At 65.2% G+C, this 14,399-nt stretch carries 13 protein-coding genes, 1 pseudogene and 1 riboswitch; of the genes and pseudogenes, 9 read left to right on the top strand and 5 right to left on the bottom strand.

Annotation, left to right across the window (positions count from 1 at the left end):
* Positions 1 to 12: 12 nt before the first annotated feature.
* On the bottom strand, positions 13 to 2,109 hold the full coding sequence (locus NG696_RS04530; RefSeq protein WP_252574311.1) for a bifunctional copper resistance protein CopD/cytochrome c oxidase assembly protein: 2,097 nt from the start codon (positions 2,107 to 2,109) through the stop codon (positions 13 to 15).
* Between the two features lie 215 nt (positions 2,110 to 2,324).
* Between NG696_RS04530 and NG696_RS04525 the strand changes: the two genes are divergently transcribed.
* From NG696_RS04525 to NG696_RS04500, 6 genes are all read left to right on the top strand, one after another.
* Positions 2,325 to 2,741, top strand: a complete 417-nt coding sequence (locus NG696_RS04525) for an ArsR/SmtB family transcription factor (RefSeq protein ID WP_305884616.1) — start codon at positions 2,325 to 2,327, stop codon at positions 2,739 to 2,741.
* A gap of 42 nt (positions 2,742 to 2,783) precedes the next feature.
* Positions 2,784 to 3,761: a cytochrome c oxidase assembly protein gene (locus NG696_RS04520; protein WP_252574309.1), complete on the top strand. Its 978-nt coding sequence runs from the start codon at positions 2,784 to 2,786 to the stop codon at positions 3,759 to 3,761.
* A 144-nt stretch (positions 3,762 to 3,905) separates the two neighbouring features.
* Positions 3,906 to 4,089, top strand: a riboswitch (cyclic di-AMP (ydaO/yuaA leader).
* A 3-nt stretch (positions 4,090 to 4,092) separates the two neighbouring features.
* Complete coding sequence (locus NG696_RS04515; protein WP_252574307.1) at positions 4,093 to 4,878, top strand: M23 family metallopeptidase; 786 nt, start codon at positions 4,093 to 4,095, stop codon at positions 4,876 to 4,878.
* Positions 4,875 to 5,549, top strand: coding sequence for a DUF305 domain-containing protein (locus tag NG696_RS04510; RefSeq protein ID WP_252574305.1), 675 nt, complete (start codon positions 4,875 to 4,877; stop codon positions 5,547 to 5,549). The genes NG696_RS04515 and NG696_RS04510 overlap by 4 nt, the downstream gene beginning before the upstream one ends.
* A 26-nt stretch (positions 5,550 to 5,575) precedes the next feature.
* Positions 5,576 to 6,211 (top strand): thioredoxin-like domain-containing protein, encoded by a 636-nt coding sequence (locus NG696_RS04505; RefSeq protein WP_252574302.1) that lies wholly within the window; start codon positions 5,576 to 5,578, stop codon positions 6,209 to 6,211.
* 5 nt (positions 6,212 to 6,216) lie between these two features.
* Entirely contained in the window at positions 6,217 to 7,089 is an 873-nt protein-coding gene (locus NG696_RS04500) for an SURF1 family cytochrome oxidase biogenesis protein (protein ID WP_252574299.1), read from the top strand.
* Between the two features lie 325 nt (positions 7,090 to 7,414).
* Here NG696_RS04500 and NG696_RS04495 read toward each other — a convergent pair whose 3' ends face one another.
* Positions 7,415 to 8,089, bottom strand: a complete 675-nt coding sequence (locus NG696_RS04495; RefSeq protein ID WP_252574297.1) for a metal-dependent transcriptional regulator — start codon at positions 8,087 to 8,089, stop codon at positions 7,415 to 7,417.
* An 82-nt stretch (positions 8,090 to 8,171) separates the two neighbouring features.
* Here NG696_RS04495 and NG696_RS04490 point away from each other — a divergent pair, with 82 nt between their 5' ends.
* Both NG696_RS04490 and NG696_RS04485 read left to right on the top strand, forming a co-directional pair.
* Positions 8,172 to 9,287, top strand: a complete 1,116-nt coding sequence (locus NG696_RS04490; RefSeq protein ID WP_252574294.1) for a multicopper oxidase domain-containing protein — start codon at positions 8,172 to 8,174, stop codon at positions 9,285 to 9,287.
* A complete protein-coding gene (locus tag NG696_RS04485) occupies positions 9,284 to 10,516 on the top strand; it encodes a ZIP family metal transporter (RefSeq protein WP_252574291.1) in 1,233 nt (410 codons plus the stop codon). The genes NG696_RS04490 and NG696_RS04485 overlap by 4 nt, the downstream gene beginning before the upstream one ends.
* 281 nt (positions 10,517 to 10,797) lie before the next feature.
* On the opposite strand, the gene NG696_RS04480 is transcribed toward NG696_RS04485, so the two are convergent.
* The 3 genes from NG696_RS04480 to nhaA all read right to left on the bottom strand — a co-directional run bounded on the left by NG696_RS04480 (position 10,798) and on the right by nhaA (position 13,836).
* The gene (locus NG696_RS04480; RefSeq protein ID WP_252574289.1) at positions 10,798 to 11,601 is read right to left on the bottom strand and encodes a hypothetical protein; all 804 of its coding nucleotides are present in this window, start codon (positions 11,599 to 11,601) and stop codon (positions 10,798 to 10,800) included.
* Positions 11,594 to 12,277, bottom strand: coding sequence for a DNA-binding protein (locus NG696_RS04475; protein WP_252574287.1), 684 nt, complete (start codon positions 12,275 to 12,277; stop codon positions 11,594 to 11,596). The genes NG696_RS04480 and NG696_RS04475 overlap by 8 nt, the downstream gene beginning before the upstream one ends.
* A gap of 215 nt (positions 12,278 to 12,492) precedes the next feature.
* Positions 12,493 to 13,836, bottom strand: a complete 1,344-nt coding sequence (gene nhaA / locus NG696_RS04470) for a Na+/H+ antiporter NhaA (protein WP_252574285.1) — start codon at positions 13,834 to 13,836, stop codon at positions 12,493 to 12,495.
* A gap of 180 nt (positions 13,837 to 14,016) precedes the next feature.
* Between nhaA and NG696_RS04465 the strand changes: the two are divergent.
* Positions 14,017 to 14,149: pseudogene (locus NG696_RS04465) on the top strand (DsbA family protein); the annotation flags it as partial.
* Positions 14,150 to 14,399: the final 250 nt, after the last annotated feature.

Raw genomic sequence — 14,399 nt, 5'->3', positions numbered from 1 at the left:
CGCCGACAACTCTCACGGCAGGTCCTGTTGGCGGTCTATTCTCCTGCTGCGGTCATCAAGGCGGGCGAGCATGGCGTTGTACTCGCCCAGGTCCGCGTCGTTGTTGCGTAATGCGGCGCGGTCGGTGCGTCGCATCTCCCGGGTGTCGGAGCGTGACCACATAATGGCGACGCCCATGGCGATGAGCAGGGTGGGGATTTCGCCGATGCCCCAGGTGATGGCACCGGCCATCTGCTGGTCCTGCAGGGCAGGCAGTCCCCAGTCCCGTCCCAGCCCCGTGAACCAGTCCGGCTGCAGGAGGGTGGTCGAGCCCATGAGCGTCACGCCGAAGAAAGCGTGGAAGGCCATGGTCGCCAGCAGCAGCAGGAGCCGCAGCGGGTAGGGGGCGCGGCGGGGAACCGGATCTGTGCCGATCATCGAGAGGACAAACAGGTAGCCGGTGATGAGGAAGTGGACCGTCATCAACTCGTGTCCGGCATGCTCGCGCAGAGCAAATCCGAAGGCGTCCGAGTAGTAGAACAGGACGATGGAGCCAGCAAAGTTGGCGGCAACGAACAAAGGGTGCGTCAGGACCGCCGCGGCCCGGGAATGGACCAGGACCATCACCCATTCGCGGGGTCCGCGGGAGCCGTCCCGCCGGGGCGCCAGGGTCCGCAGGGCAAGGGTGACCGGGGCGCCCAGGACCAGGAAGATGGGGACGATCATGGTCAGGGCCATGTGGTCGAGCATGTGGGCGCTGAAAAGGACCCGGCCGTAGACCGAGGGGCCGCCGGAGGTGAAGAACACCAGCGCGGCCAGGCCAACGAACCACAGTACGGTCCGGATCCACGGCCAGCTGTCTCCGCGCCGCCGCAGGCGCCGGGCACCCATGAGGTAGAGGACGGCGCCGGTGATGGCCAGGGCGATCCACAGCCAGTCCGGCCGCCACACCGTAAACCACCGTTCCGGCGTCAGTTCCGGCGGAAGGAGGTATCCGGTGAGGATTTCGGCCGGGGTGAGGGCGGCGCGGATTTCTTCTCCGCCCGGGGGAGGGGTGCGGCCCAACGCCGCGGCAAGGCCGCTGGCGGCGCCCATGATCAGCAGTTCGGCCACGATGAACCGCCACAGCAGCCGGCCCGCACTCCCGCTCGGGGCTTTCTGCTCCAGCGCAGGGATCAGGCGTGCACGGTGCAGATACCCGATGATGCCCAGGACGATGACGGCCGCGGTTTTGGCCAGGACCAGGACGCCGTACGGGGAGGCCAGCCCTTCGGGCAGCGGCATCCGGATCGAGGCGTTGATAATGCCGGAAGCGGAGACCAGGATGAAAGCGAACAGGGCCAGGGACGAGAACCGGCGCAGGACTGGGGCTGTGTCCTTGCCCAGTGCTGTTCCGGCGACGGTGAGGGCGATCAGCCCGCCGAACCAGAGGCACACCCCGACCAGGTGCAGGCCCAGGGAGTTGGTGGCCTGCTCGTGGTCGGTGCCGCTGGAGGCGTGGCCAATCAGGATAAGGGGCAGCAGCCCTGCCATGGCCAGCAGCGCAGTGGCCGCAAGGGACCCCGGGGACCGGACACTGAAGGTCAGGGTCGATACGACTGCTGCGATGATGACCACCGACAGCCACGCATTTCCGGTGGGCAGTTCCGTTATGTAGGCGACGAGGCCGGCAGAGAACTCGGGACCGCCCGAGACGGGCACACCGGCGATGTCGGCGAAGCCCAGCACCAGCACGGCGAGGGCCGCAAAGGCCCAGAGAGTGCTCGCAGCGGCGGCCAGCATCATGATCCGGGTAAAGGCCGGATGTTCGGCCGCCGCCGGGGAAGCCGGAACATTACTCCGCGTCCGGGAACCCCGTCCCGGAGCCTTCGGCAGGGGCGGGACGATGAACGCGGCAAAGACAAGGGCCCCGATCGTCGCGGCCATCGCAACATTGTGCGCGGTCTGCGCGAGACCGTATCCCCACCGGACCAGCGCCCCCGGATCCCGGGCCTCGGCCGGAAGAGTTCCCCGGCCATAGGCGGTCGCAACCAACACCACCGCCAGGGCAATCGCGCAGGCGACAACCAGCCATACCGGCCTGGGCAAAACAGCCGGGCTCTCCTGTGAAGTGGAGGCTTTGAGCGCCACAATAAGTCCTAACCTGGTCCTGGCCCCGTCCCGGGAGGGCAGGAAATGGAGCGCGAAACTGAGCTCAGCGCGCGACACCAGATTATCTGTAGAGTTGTTCACACGTTAATCGCCCGCGCCCGGACGGGCGTCCCGGCGTCGGCGGGCCTTCTGTGCGCTTGCCAGGGAACTATGGGAAAGCGCGAAGCGTTAGCACGTAAAGGTAGCCTAGATGGATGATGCAGATTCCACCCCGGCCCACCGGGCCGGAGTGTTTTGTCCGGCTCGTCGATGCAGACAAAGTCGAAGCTGTCAGATCCAGGATGCCCGGGGACGCCGACGTGGCCGACCTGGCCGTGATCTTCGGGCTGCTCTCGGACCCTGGCCGGGTCAGGATCCTCATCGCCCTCCTCGAAGGGGAAATGTGCGTCTGCGACCTGGCAGCAACGACCGGTTTGAGCGAGTCCGGTGTCTCCCACGCCCTGCGCCTGCTGCGCGGGCCGCGGGTCGTGTCGGTGCGCCGTTCGGGAAGGATGGCCTACTACTCACTGGCCGACTCCCACGTCCGTATGCTCCTCGATCTCGGCCTGACACACGTCGGCCATACGGGCCAGGACCGGCTGCGCATGGTCGGAAGCGGTCACACACCCTGACAGGGGCAGGCCGGTCCCGGCAGGGCGATACCCGGTGCAGCGATGTCTGAGCCTGACATCACCGGTCCGGTCTGGCTTCCGTCGCTGCCCCCGTCGCTGGCTGAATACCTGGCGCCCAACCTGCAGCCTGTCCCGCTGATCCCTGCCCTGATGCTCCTGGCCGCAGTGCTCTACCTGGCGGGGGCGATCAGCTTATGGCGGCAGGGCCGGCGCTGGTCCGTGGTACGGACCTGTTCCTTCCTGACGGGCTGCCTGGCCCTCGTCGTGGTCATGGGCGCCGGCATCGAAGGGTACGGGCTGCGGATGTTCTCGATTTTCATGTTCCAGCAGTTGACCCTGATGATGGCCGTTCCGCCGCTGCTGGTCATCGGATCCCCTGGGACACTGCTGCTGCGGGCAACACCGCACGGCAGGCTGGGCCGCCGGGTTCTCCGGACAGCGCTCTGGGGGCTGCGTTCGCGCTGGGGACGCGTGGCAGTTCACCCCGCCTTCATGGTCCCGCTGTTCCTGCTCAGCTTTTACGGTGTGTACTTCTCCGGCCTGGCAGACCTGCTGCTGCCGACCTGGTACGGCCATGTCGGCCTGGAACTGCTGTTTTTAATCTCCGGGATACTCTTCACGGTGCCGCTGATCTCCGCTGACCCCCTGCCGAGCCGCCAGACCCACTTCGGACGGATGATCGACATCTTCGCGGAAATGCCGCTCCACGCCTTCTTCGGGGTCGTCCTCATGATGGCCACCGCACCCATGGTGAAATTCTTCGCCACACCACCCCCGGCCTGGAACATCAACCCGATAACGGACCAGGGCATAGCCGGCGGACTGGCCTGGTCCTACGGCGAACTGCCCGGAGTGCTCCTGCTGATGTTCATCCTGGTCCGCTGGCAACGCGAAGAAACCAAATCCAATGCCAGTATCGACCGGGCCGAACTGACCGCAGGGACCCCCGAACTCGACGCCTACAACGACTACCTGCAGCAGTTGGCGGACAGGCCCGAGCCGCGGCGCTGGCCCGAGTAGCCCGGGAACGATTTGACCCTCTTGAGAGTTGTACGGGTTGTAGAAATCACCATCTCCGTTGTTATCGAATTGTGACATATGTGGTGGTCGTGTAATGTTGATTCAGGCTTTTCTGTATTAAGCCTTGGCTCCGGACGCTCAGCCCCGCCGGCGGCGCCATACTACGAACTCACACGGCGGGGGCGGAGGACCCATTAACGGCAGCGTGCTGCCTTGGGGTTAAGACACACAGCGGTACGGGCCCACGCGGGCCGGCGCCGGAACTGTGTCCGGGCTTTTCCTTGGTCCGAACCCGACAGCTAACTTCGCAGGCGACCCGAAAGGATCAGCTGTGCCCCCCTCCCGCCACGGCCGCCGCCGCGCCCTGCCCCATGACCACTCCCGCCGCCGCGCCGCCGCCCGACCTCAGGCCCCGTCCCCGCGCCCGGCCTGGCTGCCCGGTGCTTCGGCTTTTGCCGCTGTTGTCATGCTGGCCGCCGGCATACCCGCCGCGCATGCCGGACTCATCGCCGCCGGAACCGTCACCGCCGCCCAGCCGGCTGCTGTTGAGGCCGCCCCGGCCATAGCAGCGCAGGCACAGGCAGTCATCACCTATCCACGGACTGAAGTCGGGACCCGGCCCGCCGACCTGCCGGCGCCAGCAGCGCCTGCCGCCACAGGAGCTGCTGCCGTAACCCCCGCCGCAGCAGCAGCGGCACCGCCAACCGCCGTACCTGTGGATTCCACCCTGGGGGCACCGCTGGCCAGCATGTCCATTTCTTCTCCGTTCGGATTCCGTACCAGCCCGATCACAGGCGGTTCCGGTGAGCTGCATACCGGACTGGATCTGGTCGCCTCCTGCCAGACCGCAGTCTTCAGCGCCGGCTCCGGGACCGTCGTGGAAGCTGGATGGTCCCAGAACGGTGGCGGGAACCGCATCGTGGTTGACCATGGCAACGGCATGAAAAGCACGTACAACCATCTGTCATCGATAGAGGTCTCGGTCGGTGCCGTGGTGGCCAAGGGCCAGCGGCTCGGCGGGGCCGGAACGACCGGAAACTCCACCGGATGCCACCTGCACTTCGAAATCGTCCGAAACGGCGTACCCGTCGATCCCCGGGGCTGGCTGCGGTCGTGAACCTCACCGAGCCGCGTGAACAGCCCACGGCACCATCGCCGCTGCCCCGAAAGCGGCTCTGGGCCGTCTTCGTCACAGTCATCGCCCTCACCGCACTGGGTTTCTTTGCCCTGGGCCGGCTTTCGACAGCGCCCGCACTCGTCCCGGACTCGGGCGCGGACGCGGGATTTGCCCGGGACATGCAGACCCATCACGCGCAGGCAGTGGAGATGGCCCTGTTGATCCGGGACAAGTCCGACGACCCCGAGATCCGGGCGGTCGCCTACGACATTGCCACCGCCCAGCAGCATCAGAACGGCCAGATGTTCGCTTGGCTGCAGGACTGGGGACTGACCCAGGCCGGGACAGCACCGCCGATGGCATGGATGACGGCCGGCGGTACTCATGACGGGACCGGAGCCTCGCACGGGACCCAAGGGGCCGGCACCGAAGATGTCATGGAAGGGATGGCCACCCCGGAACAGATGCAGGCGCTGCGCGAAACCTCAGGTGCGGAGGCGGACCGGCTGTTCACCGACCTGATGATCCGCCATCATCAAGGTGGCGTGGCCATGGCCTCCGCCGGTACCCGCTTGGCGGAAACCTCAAAGGTCCGAGACTTCGCCGCCCGTATAGTCGAAGCCCAGACGGCCGAAATTACTGCCCTTGAAGAGCTCCGCGGCCGACTTTGACCGCGCCTAAGAAAGCGAGACCGCCCATGTCTGGTAAACCGAAACCCCACGAGGACCGTAAAGCGCTCCTGGCTGCGGTGCAGGCCAAGCAGCGCGCGGCCGACAGGCGGCGGGCCTGGCTGATTTACGGCACGGGTGCGGCCGTGGTCCTCGCAATCGTCGCGGCGGTGACCTTCGTCGTTGTCGGGGAGGTGCAGCAGCGCGACCGGCTTAATGCCGCGGCGGCCCGGCCCATCGAGGGCGAGCAGGACTATCCCGACCAGTCCAGGAACCACACCAGCGAGCCCGTCAGCTATCCCCGGACTCCGGCCACGGGCGGGGACCATGCCCCGGTCTGGACGAACTGCGGAATCTACACCACGCCCGTTGAACAGACGCGGGCAGTGCATTCCCTGGAACACGGGGCGGTCTGGCTCACCTACCGTCCCGACCTGGGCGCCGACCAGCTTGCCGAGCTGACGGCCTTGGCCGGCAAGCAGGATTACCTCCTGCTCAGCCCGGTAGCCGGACAAACCTCCCCGGTTGTGGCAACAGCCTGGGGCAAACAGCTCGCCGTGGACAGCGGCAGCGATGAACGCCTGGCTCCGTTCATTAAGAAGTACCGTCAAGGGCCGCAGTCCCCCGAACCGGGGGCCGTGTGTTCCGGCGGCGTGCAGGGCTGACATTCATGCTGAACAAGGACCGGGGCCCCCGGGCCTACGGATTCCTGCTGTCCTGGCGGTGGCTGGGCATCCTGGGCATGGCCGCGCTGTTTGCCGCCGCCTGCGTAGGGCTGGGTAACTGGCAGATGGACCGTAGGAACCAGGCGGTGGCCGAAATCCGCCGCGTCCAGCAGAACTACGACAAGCCGCCCGTCCCTTACGCAGAAGCCAGCCGGTACTTCGAGACCCCGGACCCGGACGCGAAATGGGCGACTGTTTCTGTAAGGGGTCACTACATCGCTGAGGACCAGCGCATCGTCCGGAACCGGCCCAACCACTCTGCCGCAGGGTATGAGGTTGTGGTGCCGTTCCGCCTGGTCTCCGGGGAAACAATCATTATTAACCGGGGTTGGCTTCCCATCGGAAACAACCGGCCCGGCTACCCGGACACGGTTCCTGCACCGCCGCGCGGAACCATCGCTGCGGTCGTGCGGATCAAACCCTCAGAGGCTGACCTTGACCGGAGTGCTCCGGACGGGCAACTGGCCAGCATTGACCTGGGCTCCTACGCGCGCCAGCTGGAGTATCCGGTCAAGACCGGCAGCTATGGCCTCATGGCCTCCGAAACGCCCCCTCCACAGCTTGCCCCTCAGCCACTTGCCCCGCCAAAAGTGCAGGAAGGGTCCAATCTGTCCTACGCGTTGCAGTGGATTACCTTCGGGGTGCTGGCCTTTGTCGGGTTCGGCTACATGGCCCGGCAGCAGGCCCGCATCGACCGGGAGGAACGTGAAATCCAGGAACCGTCCGGGCCCGGCCAGCGCACAGGCCCACAAGGCAAACCGCGCCGCCCGGGCTCCGATGACGAGGAAGATGCTCTTCTCGACGCCATGGGCCTCTGACCCGGCGTCAGACAACCTAGCTTCAGCCTCAATTCGCGCCGGCGGCACCAGCGTCAGGCGGACTGCGGGGTCATCCGAAGCGCCCCGTCCCGAGCCTTTTGTATTGCGCCGAGGTCGAGGACCCGAGCTGTGGTTATCTGCCCTCTCTGGGAATGTTGCGCCGGTCAGTGACGGATGCTGTCGAGAGGCATGGTGAGCACGTAGGGAGCTGTTGCGGCGTCGGCGTGGCGGTTCAGCATCGATGCCGCAGCCGTCCGCGCATATTGCCCCGGAACGCGCGAGCCCTGCCTGGGATGGACAGGAGGGGAGCCCTCCCTGCGTACCGCTAGACCGCGACGACCCAGATCGCTTCCGACGCTGACGCTCCCAGATCAATATCCCGCCCGGGCCCGTGCAGCCGGATGGTGGTGATATCTGCGTAGGGGCGGTGTTCCTTCACGGTGAGCCTCGTGTCCGGCGCGAGTCCTAATTCGGTGAAGTAGCGCAGCATCTGTGGATCAGCGTCGGAAATGCGCGTGATGGCCACGGTGCCGCCGGCGGCTGCGGCCGAGAGCTGCGTTCCTGTCGGCAAGTGCGGGAGTCCGTCGGTAGGCGGGATGGGGTCCCCGTGCGGATCCCGTGTCGGGTGGCCGAGTTGTTGGTCAATGCGTTCGATCAGCTTGTCCGAAACGGCATGCTCAAGGGTTTCGGCTTCATCGTGAACCTCATCCCAGCCGTACCCGAGCGCTTGGACCAGGAAGGTCTCCAGGAGGCGGTGCCGGCGGACCATGGCGACGGCGTGTTCGCGCCCCGCTGCAGTCAGCTCTATGCTCCCGTACGGTGCGTGGGTGACAAGTTCCTGCTTGGCCAGCTTCTTGATCCCATCCGACACGGTGGAGGGTCTGACGCCGAGGCGCTCGGCCATGACGCTGACTGTAATGGGAGTAGCCGACCACTCCGTGGCCGACCAGATCAGCTTGAGGTAGTCCTGGGCTGACGAGGACAAATCGGAGACGGGCATGCCATCAATGGTACCAAGGGCAGGCAGAATGTTAGGCTTATCGAACAATTTAGTTTTCCTATTGAAGCGAAAAGGAATCGGCATGCCGAAAACATTGTCGGAGAAGCTCCCGAGCAGGCGGTCCATGCTGTCCGGCGCTGCCGCTTTTGCAGCTGTCCCGGCCTTTTCCGTTCTGCAGGCTGAGGCGTCCAGCGGGCATGACCAGCATTCCGGCAACGGTGCCGGGGGAGGGGCCGCGGCACGGTCGGGCTCCGGGGCAGCGCAGGCCGGCAGCCCGTCGTCGGCCGTTGGTACTGGCGTCAGCCACGCCGGACATGCCGGTTTTGCCGGCGGATCGGTCCTTCCTGAGCGGGCCGGGATCGACCCGACCGCGATCCTGCACGACTTCGACCGGGGCAAGACCAGCACCCTGCCCGACGGCAGGACCCTGCGGGAATGGGACATCGTCGCGGTCGATAAGGACTTCGAGATCGCACCGGGCGTGACGTTCCCGGGCTGGAGCTACAACGGCCGAATTCCCGGCCCGACCCTCTGGGCGCAGGAAGGCGATGCGCTGAAGATCCACTTCACCAACGCCGGAGCCCACCCCCACACAATCCACTTCCACGGGATCCACACGGCTGAAATGGACGGCACGCCCGGCATCGGCGCCGGTTCCATCGCCCCGGGCCAAAGCTTCACCTACGAATTCGATGCCACCCCGTTCGGCACGCACCTCTACCACTGCCACCAGTCACCGCTTGCCCCGCACATCGCGAAGGGCCTCTACGGCGGGTTCATCATCGAACCCAAGGAAGGCCGGCCGAAGGCCGACAACGAAATGGTGATGGTCATGAACGGCTACAACACCGACGGCGGGGACGACAACGAGTTCTACTCCGTCAACGGCCTGCCCTTCCATTTCATGGACTTCCCCGTGCAGGTCAAGCAGAACGAGCTGGTGCGGATCCACCTGATCAACGTGCTGGAGTATGACCCCATCAATTCGTTCCACGTGCACGGCAACTTCTTCCACTACTACCCCACGGGGACCATGCTGACCCCCAGCGAGTTCACGGATACCATCTCGCAGGTGCAGGGCCAGCGCGGCATCGTGGAACTCCGGTTCCCGTTCCCGGGCAAGTACATGTTCCACGCCCACAAGACGGAGTTTGCCGAGCTGGGCTGGATGGGATTCTTCGAGGTGAGCGCATCATGACTCTCGATGAGAAAACGGTCCCGGCACAGGCGGCAGCACCGCACCGCCGGAAGCCGGTACCGCGGTGGCTGCTCGGCGTCGGGCCGCTGGTCCTGATCGCGATCCTGGTGGGCCTGTTCTCGCTCCTGAACGCGCCGGGCCTCGGCACGCTCTCCGAGGGCGTTCCGCCCAAGGAGGAGGTCGCAGTCGAGGACATCCGCCTCACGCCCGGCCAGATCGAAATCACGGTCCGGAACGAGGGACCGGATCCGGTGTCCATCGCCCAAGTGAACGTCTCGGACTATTACGCGATGTTTACCCAGAGCCGCGAGACCATGGCGCCGCTGGAGTCCACGACCCTGAGCATCAGTTACCACTGGGTGGACGGTGATCCCTACGAAGTGGCCCTGGTGACCTCCGCCGGAGGCAAGATCCCCGCGGACATCGAGGCCGCAGCCCTCAGTCCGGAACGCGGCGGCTCCTTCTTCGCACTCATGGCGCTCCTGGGGATCTATGTTGGCGTGATACCGGTTGCCCTGGGAATGCTGTGGATGCCTTTCGTGCGCCGTTCGTCCGCCTCCTGGGTCCGGGTCCTGCTGGGCGTCACGGTGGGCCTGCTCGCGTTCCTGGCCATCGACGCGACCCTTGAAGCCGTGGAACTCGTGGCCGGCAACGGCGCGTTCGGCGGCCCCATGGTCGTCTTCCTCGGCGCCCTGACCGCCTACCTCATACTTGAGGGAACAGATGCCTGGATGCGTCGGCGCCAGGAACTCGGCGCCACGGGCCGGCCTGCAGCCCTGCCGCCGCAGCGTCTGGCGCTGCTGATCGCCATCGGCATCGGCCTGCACAACCTCGGCGAAGGCCTCGCCATCGGTTCCGCATACGCGGTCGGCTCACTCGCCCTGGGTGCCTCCCTGATCGTCGGCTTCGCCATCCACAACACCACCGAGGGCCTGGCGATCGTCACCCCGCTCGCCAAACAGCCTCCCGGCCTGGGCCGCCTGGTGATCCTGGGACTCATCGCAGGAGCGCCCGCGGCCGCAGGGGCACTCATAGGAGCGACCGTCTACCAGCCGGCCCTTGCGGCTTTCCTGCTCGGCATCGGAGCCGGAGCCGTGGCCCAGGTGGCCGTCAAACTCCTGCCGCTGCTCAAGGACACCTCGGGCAAGACCTTCACCCCGCTCACCGGCGCAGGCATCATCCTGGGGCTGGGCGTGATGTTCGCAACCGGCCTGCTCGTTCAGGCCTAGGCCAAAGGAATGCCGGCAGGGATTGCCTGGTTGGCAGTTAACTGGATTCCTCCGATGCCAGCGAGGTTCGCAGTCCTCTTAAGAGTCCGGTAATTCGGGACTTCCGTCGTCAGGCGGGTGTATGCGAACGATTGGTGGGCCGACCGATGGATCGTTTGTGCCGGAAACCGGTCGGCCTTGCCCGTGCCGATAGTGGTTGGTGCCGACACCGAAGATGGCGAGCGGTAGGCTCAGGATCCCGCGCTGACATTCAAGGTGCCGAAGAGCCGGTTGGGTGCAGCTCAGCTTTTTCCCACTTTGCGGAATTTGGGCGGTGCCTGTGGGTTGTCGGCCAGGGTTCGCAGGGTCATGTGTCCCCGATTCCGGTCCTCGTCCTCGAGCAGGGTCCAGGACTGGTGCCGGGGGTCGTCGAGTTTCTCGTGAAGGCCGATGATCCGTGACCTGTCGCTTCCCTTCATTTCCTCCCGGGTACTCAGCGGGGCATGGACGCAGGCGGCAAGGACGGCTGCGTCATCCAGGTGTCGGCGGGTGTCCCGGCTGTCTTCCCGGTAGGCGGCGCCCTTGAGTACGAGGGCGCCGAGAACGTTGGGGACGCTGATCAGGACGTCGCCGTTCTCGTCGGCGGAGAGCCGGCAATAGACTGTTCGCTGCAGCGCCTGGGTGCCCGCCGGCAGAGCGAACATGTCGTGTCCGCCGAGTCTCTGCGGAACCCGGGGTGCGATTTGGTCCGCGACCATGACGTCGACCTGTTCCTCACCCCGGAGGAACCGATGTGCCGGGGCAGAGGAGTCAATGGAGGTCTGCAGTGTGTACCCCATGCCTTGAAGGATGCCGGTGACCTGCGGGACGGTGGTTGCCGGCGTTTCCAGATGAAGGACGATGTCCACGTCGGCGGTCGGCCGGGTGACGGCCAGGCCCGCGTGGGCGGAATGGAGCTGCACCATGAGTCCGCCGACGAGTGTCCAGTGCTGGGCTGGAAGTTTTCGGGCCAGTTCAATGCATTGCGGCCACGGCTGTCCCCATCCACCGGGAGGAGTAGCGACGTTCCAGATTTCCCGACCGTCTTCGTTGATCGCGTCAGCCACGGGCCAGCAGTTCCTTGAGGACGGATCGACCGGCGGAGTGTTCACGCGTCGCGAGTGACTCGGCGAGGTCCAGGGCGATGGCGGCGATGGGTACTTCCAGGCTCAGTGCCTCTTCGAACTCGACCTCTCTTAGGGTGACGTTCCCTGTGGGGTCTTCCTCCATGTAGTAGGCGGCAGCCATTTCATCGGCAACTCCTGCCGGCACGTAGCCGTCGATGAAGCCCCCGCCGCCAGCCAGCCCGAAGAGGGATGCGATGTCAGGGTTGAGCATTGCCGTGCCGCCGGTCGCTGCGACATGCTCGCGGAGTCTCAAGACGGCTTCGGGGGTTGCCCGGAATCGTCTGGCGGTGGCGCGGTTCCGGGCCGCGGCCATGAGCTCATCCACGTTTCGGGTCTTGAGGGACTGGCGGAGCCGGTAGCGCTCGGAGGGCTGGAGCCATTTTGCCTCTCCTCCGCCGAGAAGATCCAAGGCGGCCCAGGCGACCCGGGGGCTCCATGCCCTTCCGGCCCGCCTAGGGATCTGGGCGGCCCTGGCGATGGAGTCGGTGGTGATCAGCAGGGTGCTGGCAGTTTCGAGGACGTCCAGCTGTCCGTGGGCGACCATGTTTCTGATCTGCCTGGCGCTGACCCCCAGTCGGTCGGCAGCTTCACTAGTCGTTGCATATTTCGAAGCCATAGGCACAATACTACCGGGAGGGGAAGTATTTCGTAGATACAGAATTCTTCCCCTGTGGGAAGAGTTGTGTCGCGTGGTGCAGTTAGGCCACTATTGGAAGTCCTGAAGAACAAGCCCGGCGCGTTCCCCGGATCGACTGCGCTTTCTCAGGCACGGGAGTCCGCACTACCCCGCGGCCACCTGAACCTGAAGGGTCCCCTGTGGACCGGTTCAGGTCACGGGCGGCGGTCTTCTTCGTAAACGTCCGGGATGCCGTCCTGGTCAGTGTCGATGGCCTCTTCCGCCTCCACGGCACGGTACTGACGGTTCCGGGTGCCCAGCACTGCCGCCGCCAGGAGTGCGGCCAGCAGCGACGCGGCGAGGATTCCTACCTTGGCGTGGTCATCGTGGGCGCTGCCCTGTCCGAAGCTCAGCTCCGCCACGAGGAGCGAAACTGTGAAGCCGATCCCGGCTAAAAGGGACACCCCGAATACATCAATCCACTTCAAGGACCGGTCCAGGGACGCTCTGGTGGCCTTTGTGAGGAGCCAAGTGGTGCCCATGATCCCGACCGGTTTGCCCAACACCAACGCCACGATGATGCCGATGGCTACAGGATCAGTCACGGCCGAAATCAGACCGTCCCAGCCACCCACTGCGACACCGGCGGAGAAGAAAGCAAAAACAGGGACCGCGATCCCGGCGGAAATCGGCCGGAACCGGTGTTCGAAAATCTCAGAGAGGCCAGGACCCGCAGAGGGGCCGCCGCTGGCCTGGGACCGGATCACCGGAATGGCGAACCCCAGCAGCACGCCGGCGACGGTGGCATGGATACCGGAGGCATGCACCAATCCCCAGGTGATCACGCCCAGGGGAAGAAGGATCACCCACGCCGCAGCAGGTCTGGTGCCAAAGAACCGGCGGTACTTCTGGGCCAGGAAGGTGTAAACCGCCAGCGGAATGAGGGCCAGCAGCAGCGGCCCGGCTTGGATGTCGCTGGAATAGAACACCGCGATGATGCAGATGGCCAGGAGGTCATCGACCACGGCCAAAGTCAGCAGGAAGATCCGCAGCGCATTGGGCAGGTGCGAACCGATGATCGCCAACACAGCCACGGCAAAGGCGATATCCGTTGCCGTAGGGATAGCCCAGCCCTGCAGGGTCTCAGGACTGGTGAGATTGATGAGCGCATAAATAACTGCAGGGACTGCCACACCTCCGACGGCCGCTGCGATGGGCACCACGGATTTACTGAATTGGCGAAGGTCTCCGGCCACGAACTCACGTTTGAGTTCCAGCCCCACAAGAAAGAAAAAGATCGCCAACAATCCGTCGGCAGCCCAGGCGCCCAGACTGAGTTCCAGATGCCACGGCTCGAAACCGATGCGGAAGTCGCGCAACGCGAAGTAGCTATCGGAAACCGGGGAATTGGCCCAGATCAGGGCAATGACCGCCGCGGCGACCAACAAGATGCCGCCAACGGTTTCCTTCCGCAGGATCTCGCCGATGCGCAGCACTTCGCCGTAGCTTCCCCGCCCCAAAACGGAGGAACGCGGAGGAGCAGTCGGATTCTTATTCATGAAGGTGTGTCCTAAAAATTTGGCTCGACAAAGAACATGCCGACCAGACTTCCCGGCTCACCTCCGGCCAGTCTACCCACCCACATCGCCCCATGACCGGCAGACGGGACCCGGGGCGAACAGACCTAGGTGGAGCCGAGTATGACCGTCACGCCGGGGCCAAGAACACTCGACACACTCATCCGTAAAGACGTAGCCGAGGGCAAAGCCCTCGGCTATCACCGGAACCCCCACGTTCTTCCTCAACGGGGAAAAGCTCACCCTGAACAGCGAATCCCAGTTCCTCCAACTGCTTGAGGACGCAACGAAATAGCTGTCCCAATTACTAACCGCCCTGGTTGTTTCTTGGCTGAGGTTCGCCAGGGGCCCCCGAAGACCAGGTGGAGGGCATCCTTCGCTTGGGATGGGGCGCGGACTTCCAAGCGCAGACCGGCTGCATTTACGGCGATGGTGAAGTCGAAGAATGAGCAGCAGCCGTATTCCTCGGCGGCGAGGCGGGCAAGGCTGGCTGCCAGCTCGGGGTTGTGAGCAAAGTCAAAGGCGTTAGTTGGGTCGGCGCAGTC

The organism is Pseudarthrobacter cellobiosi (assembly GCF_023913755.1).
Classification (GTDB): domain Bacteria; phylum Actinomycetota; class Actinomycetes; order Actinomycetales; family Micrococcaceae; genus Arthrobacter; species Arthrobacter cellobiosi.
The sequence above is the reverse complement of the archived record's forward strand: the minus strand, read 5'-3'. Positions and strand labels throughout refer to the sequence as shown.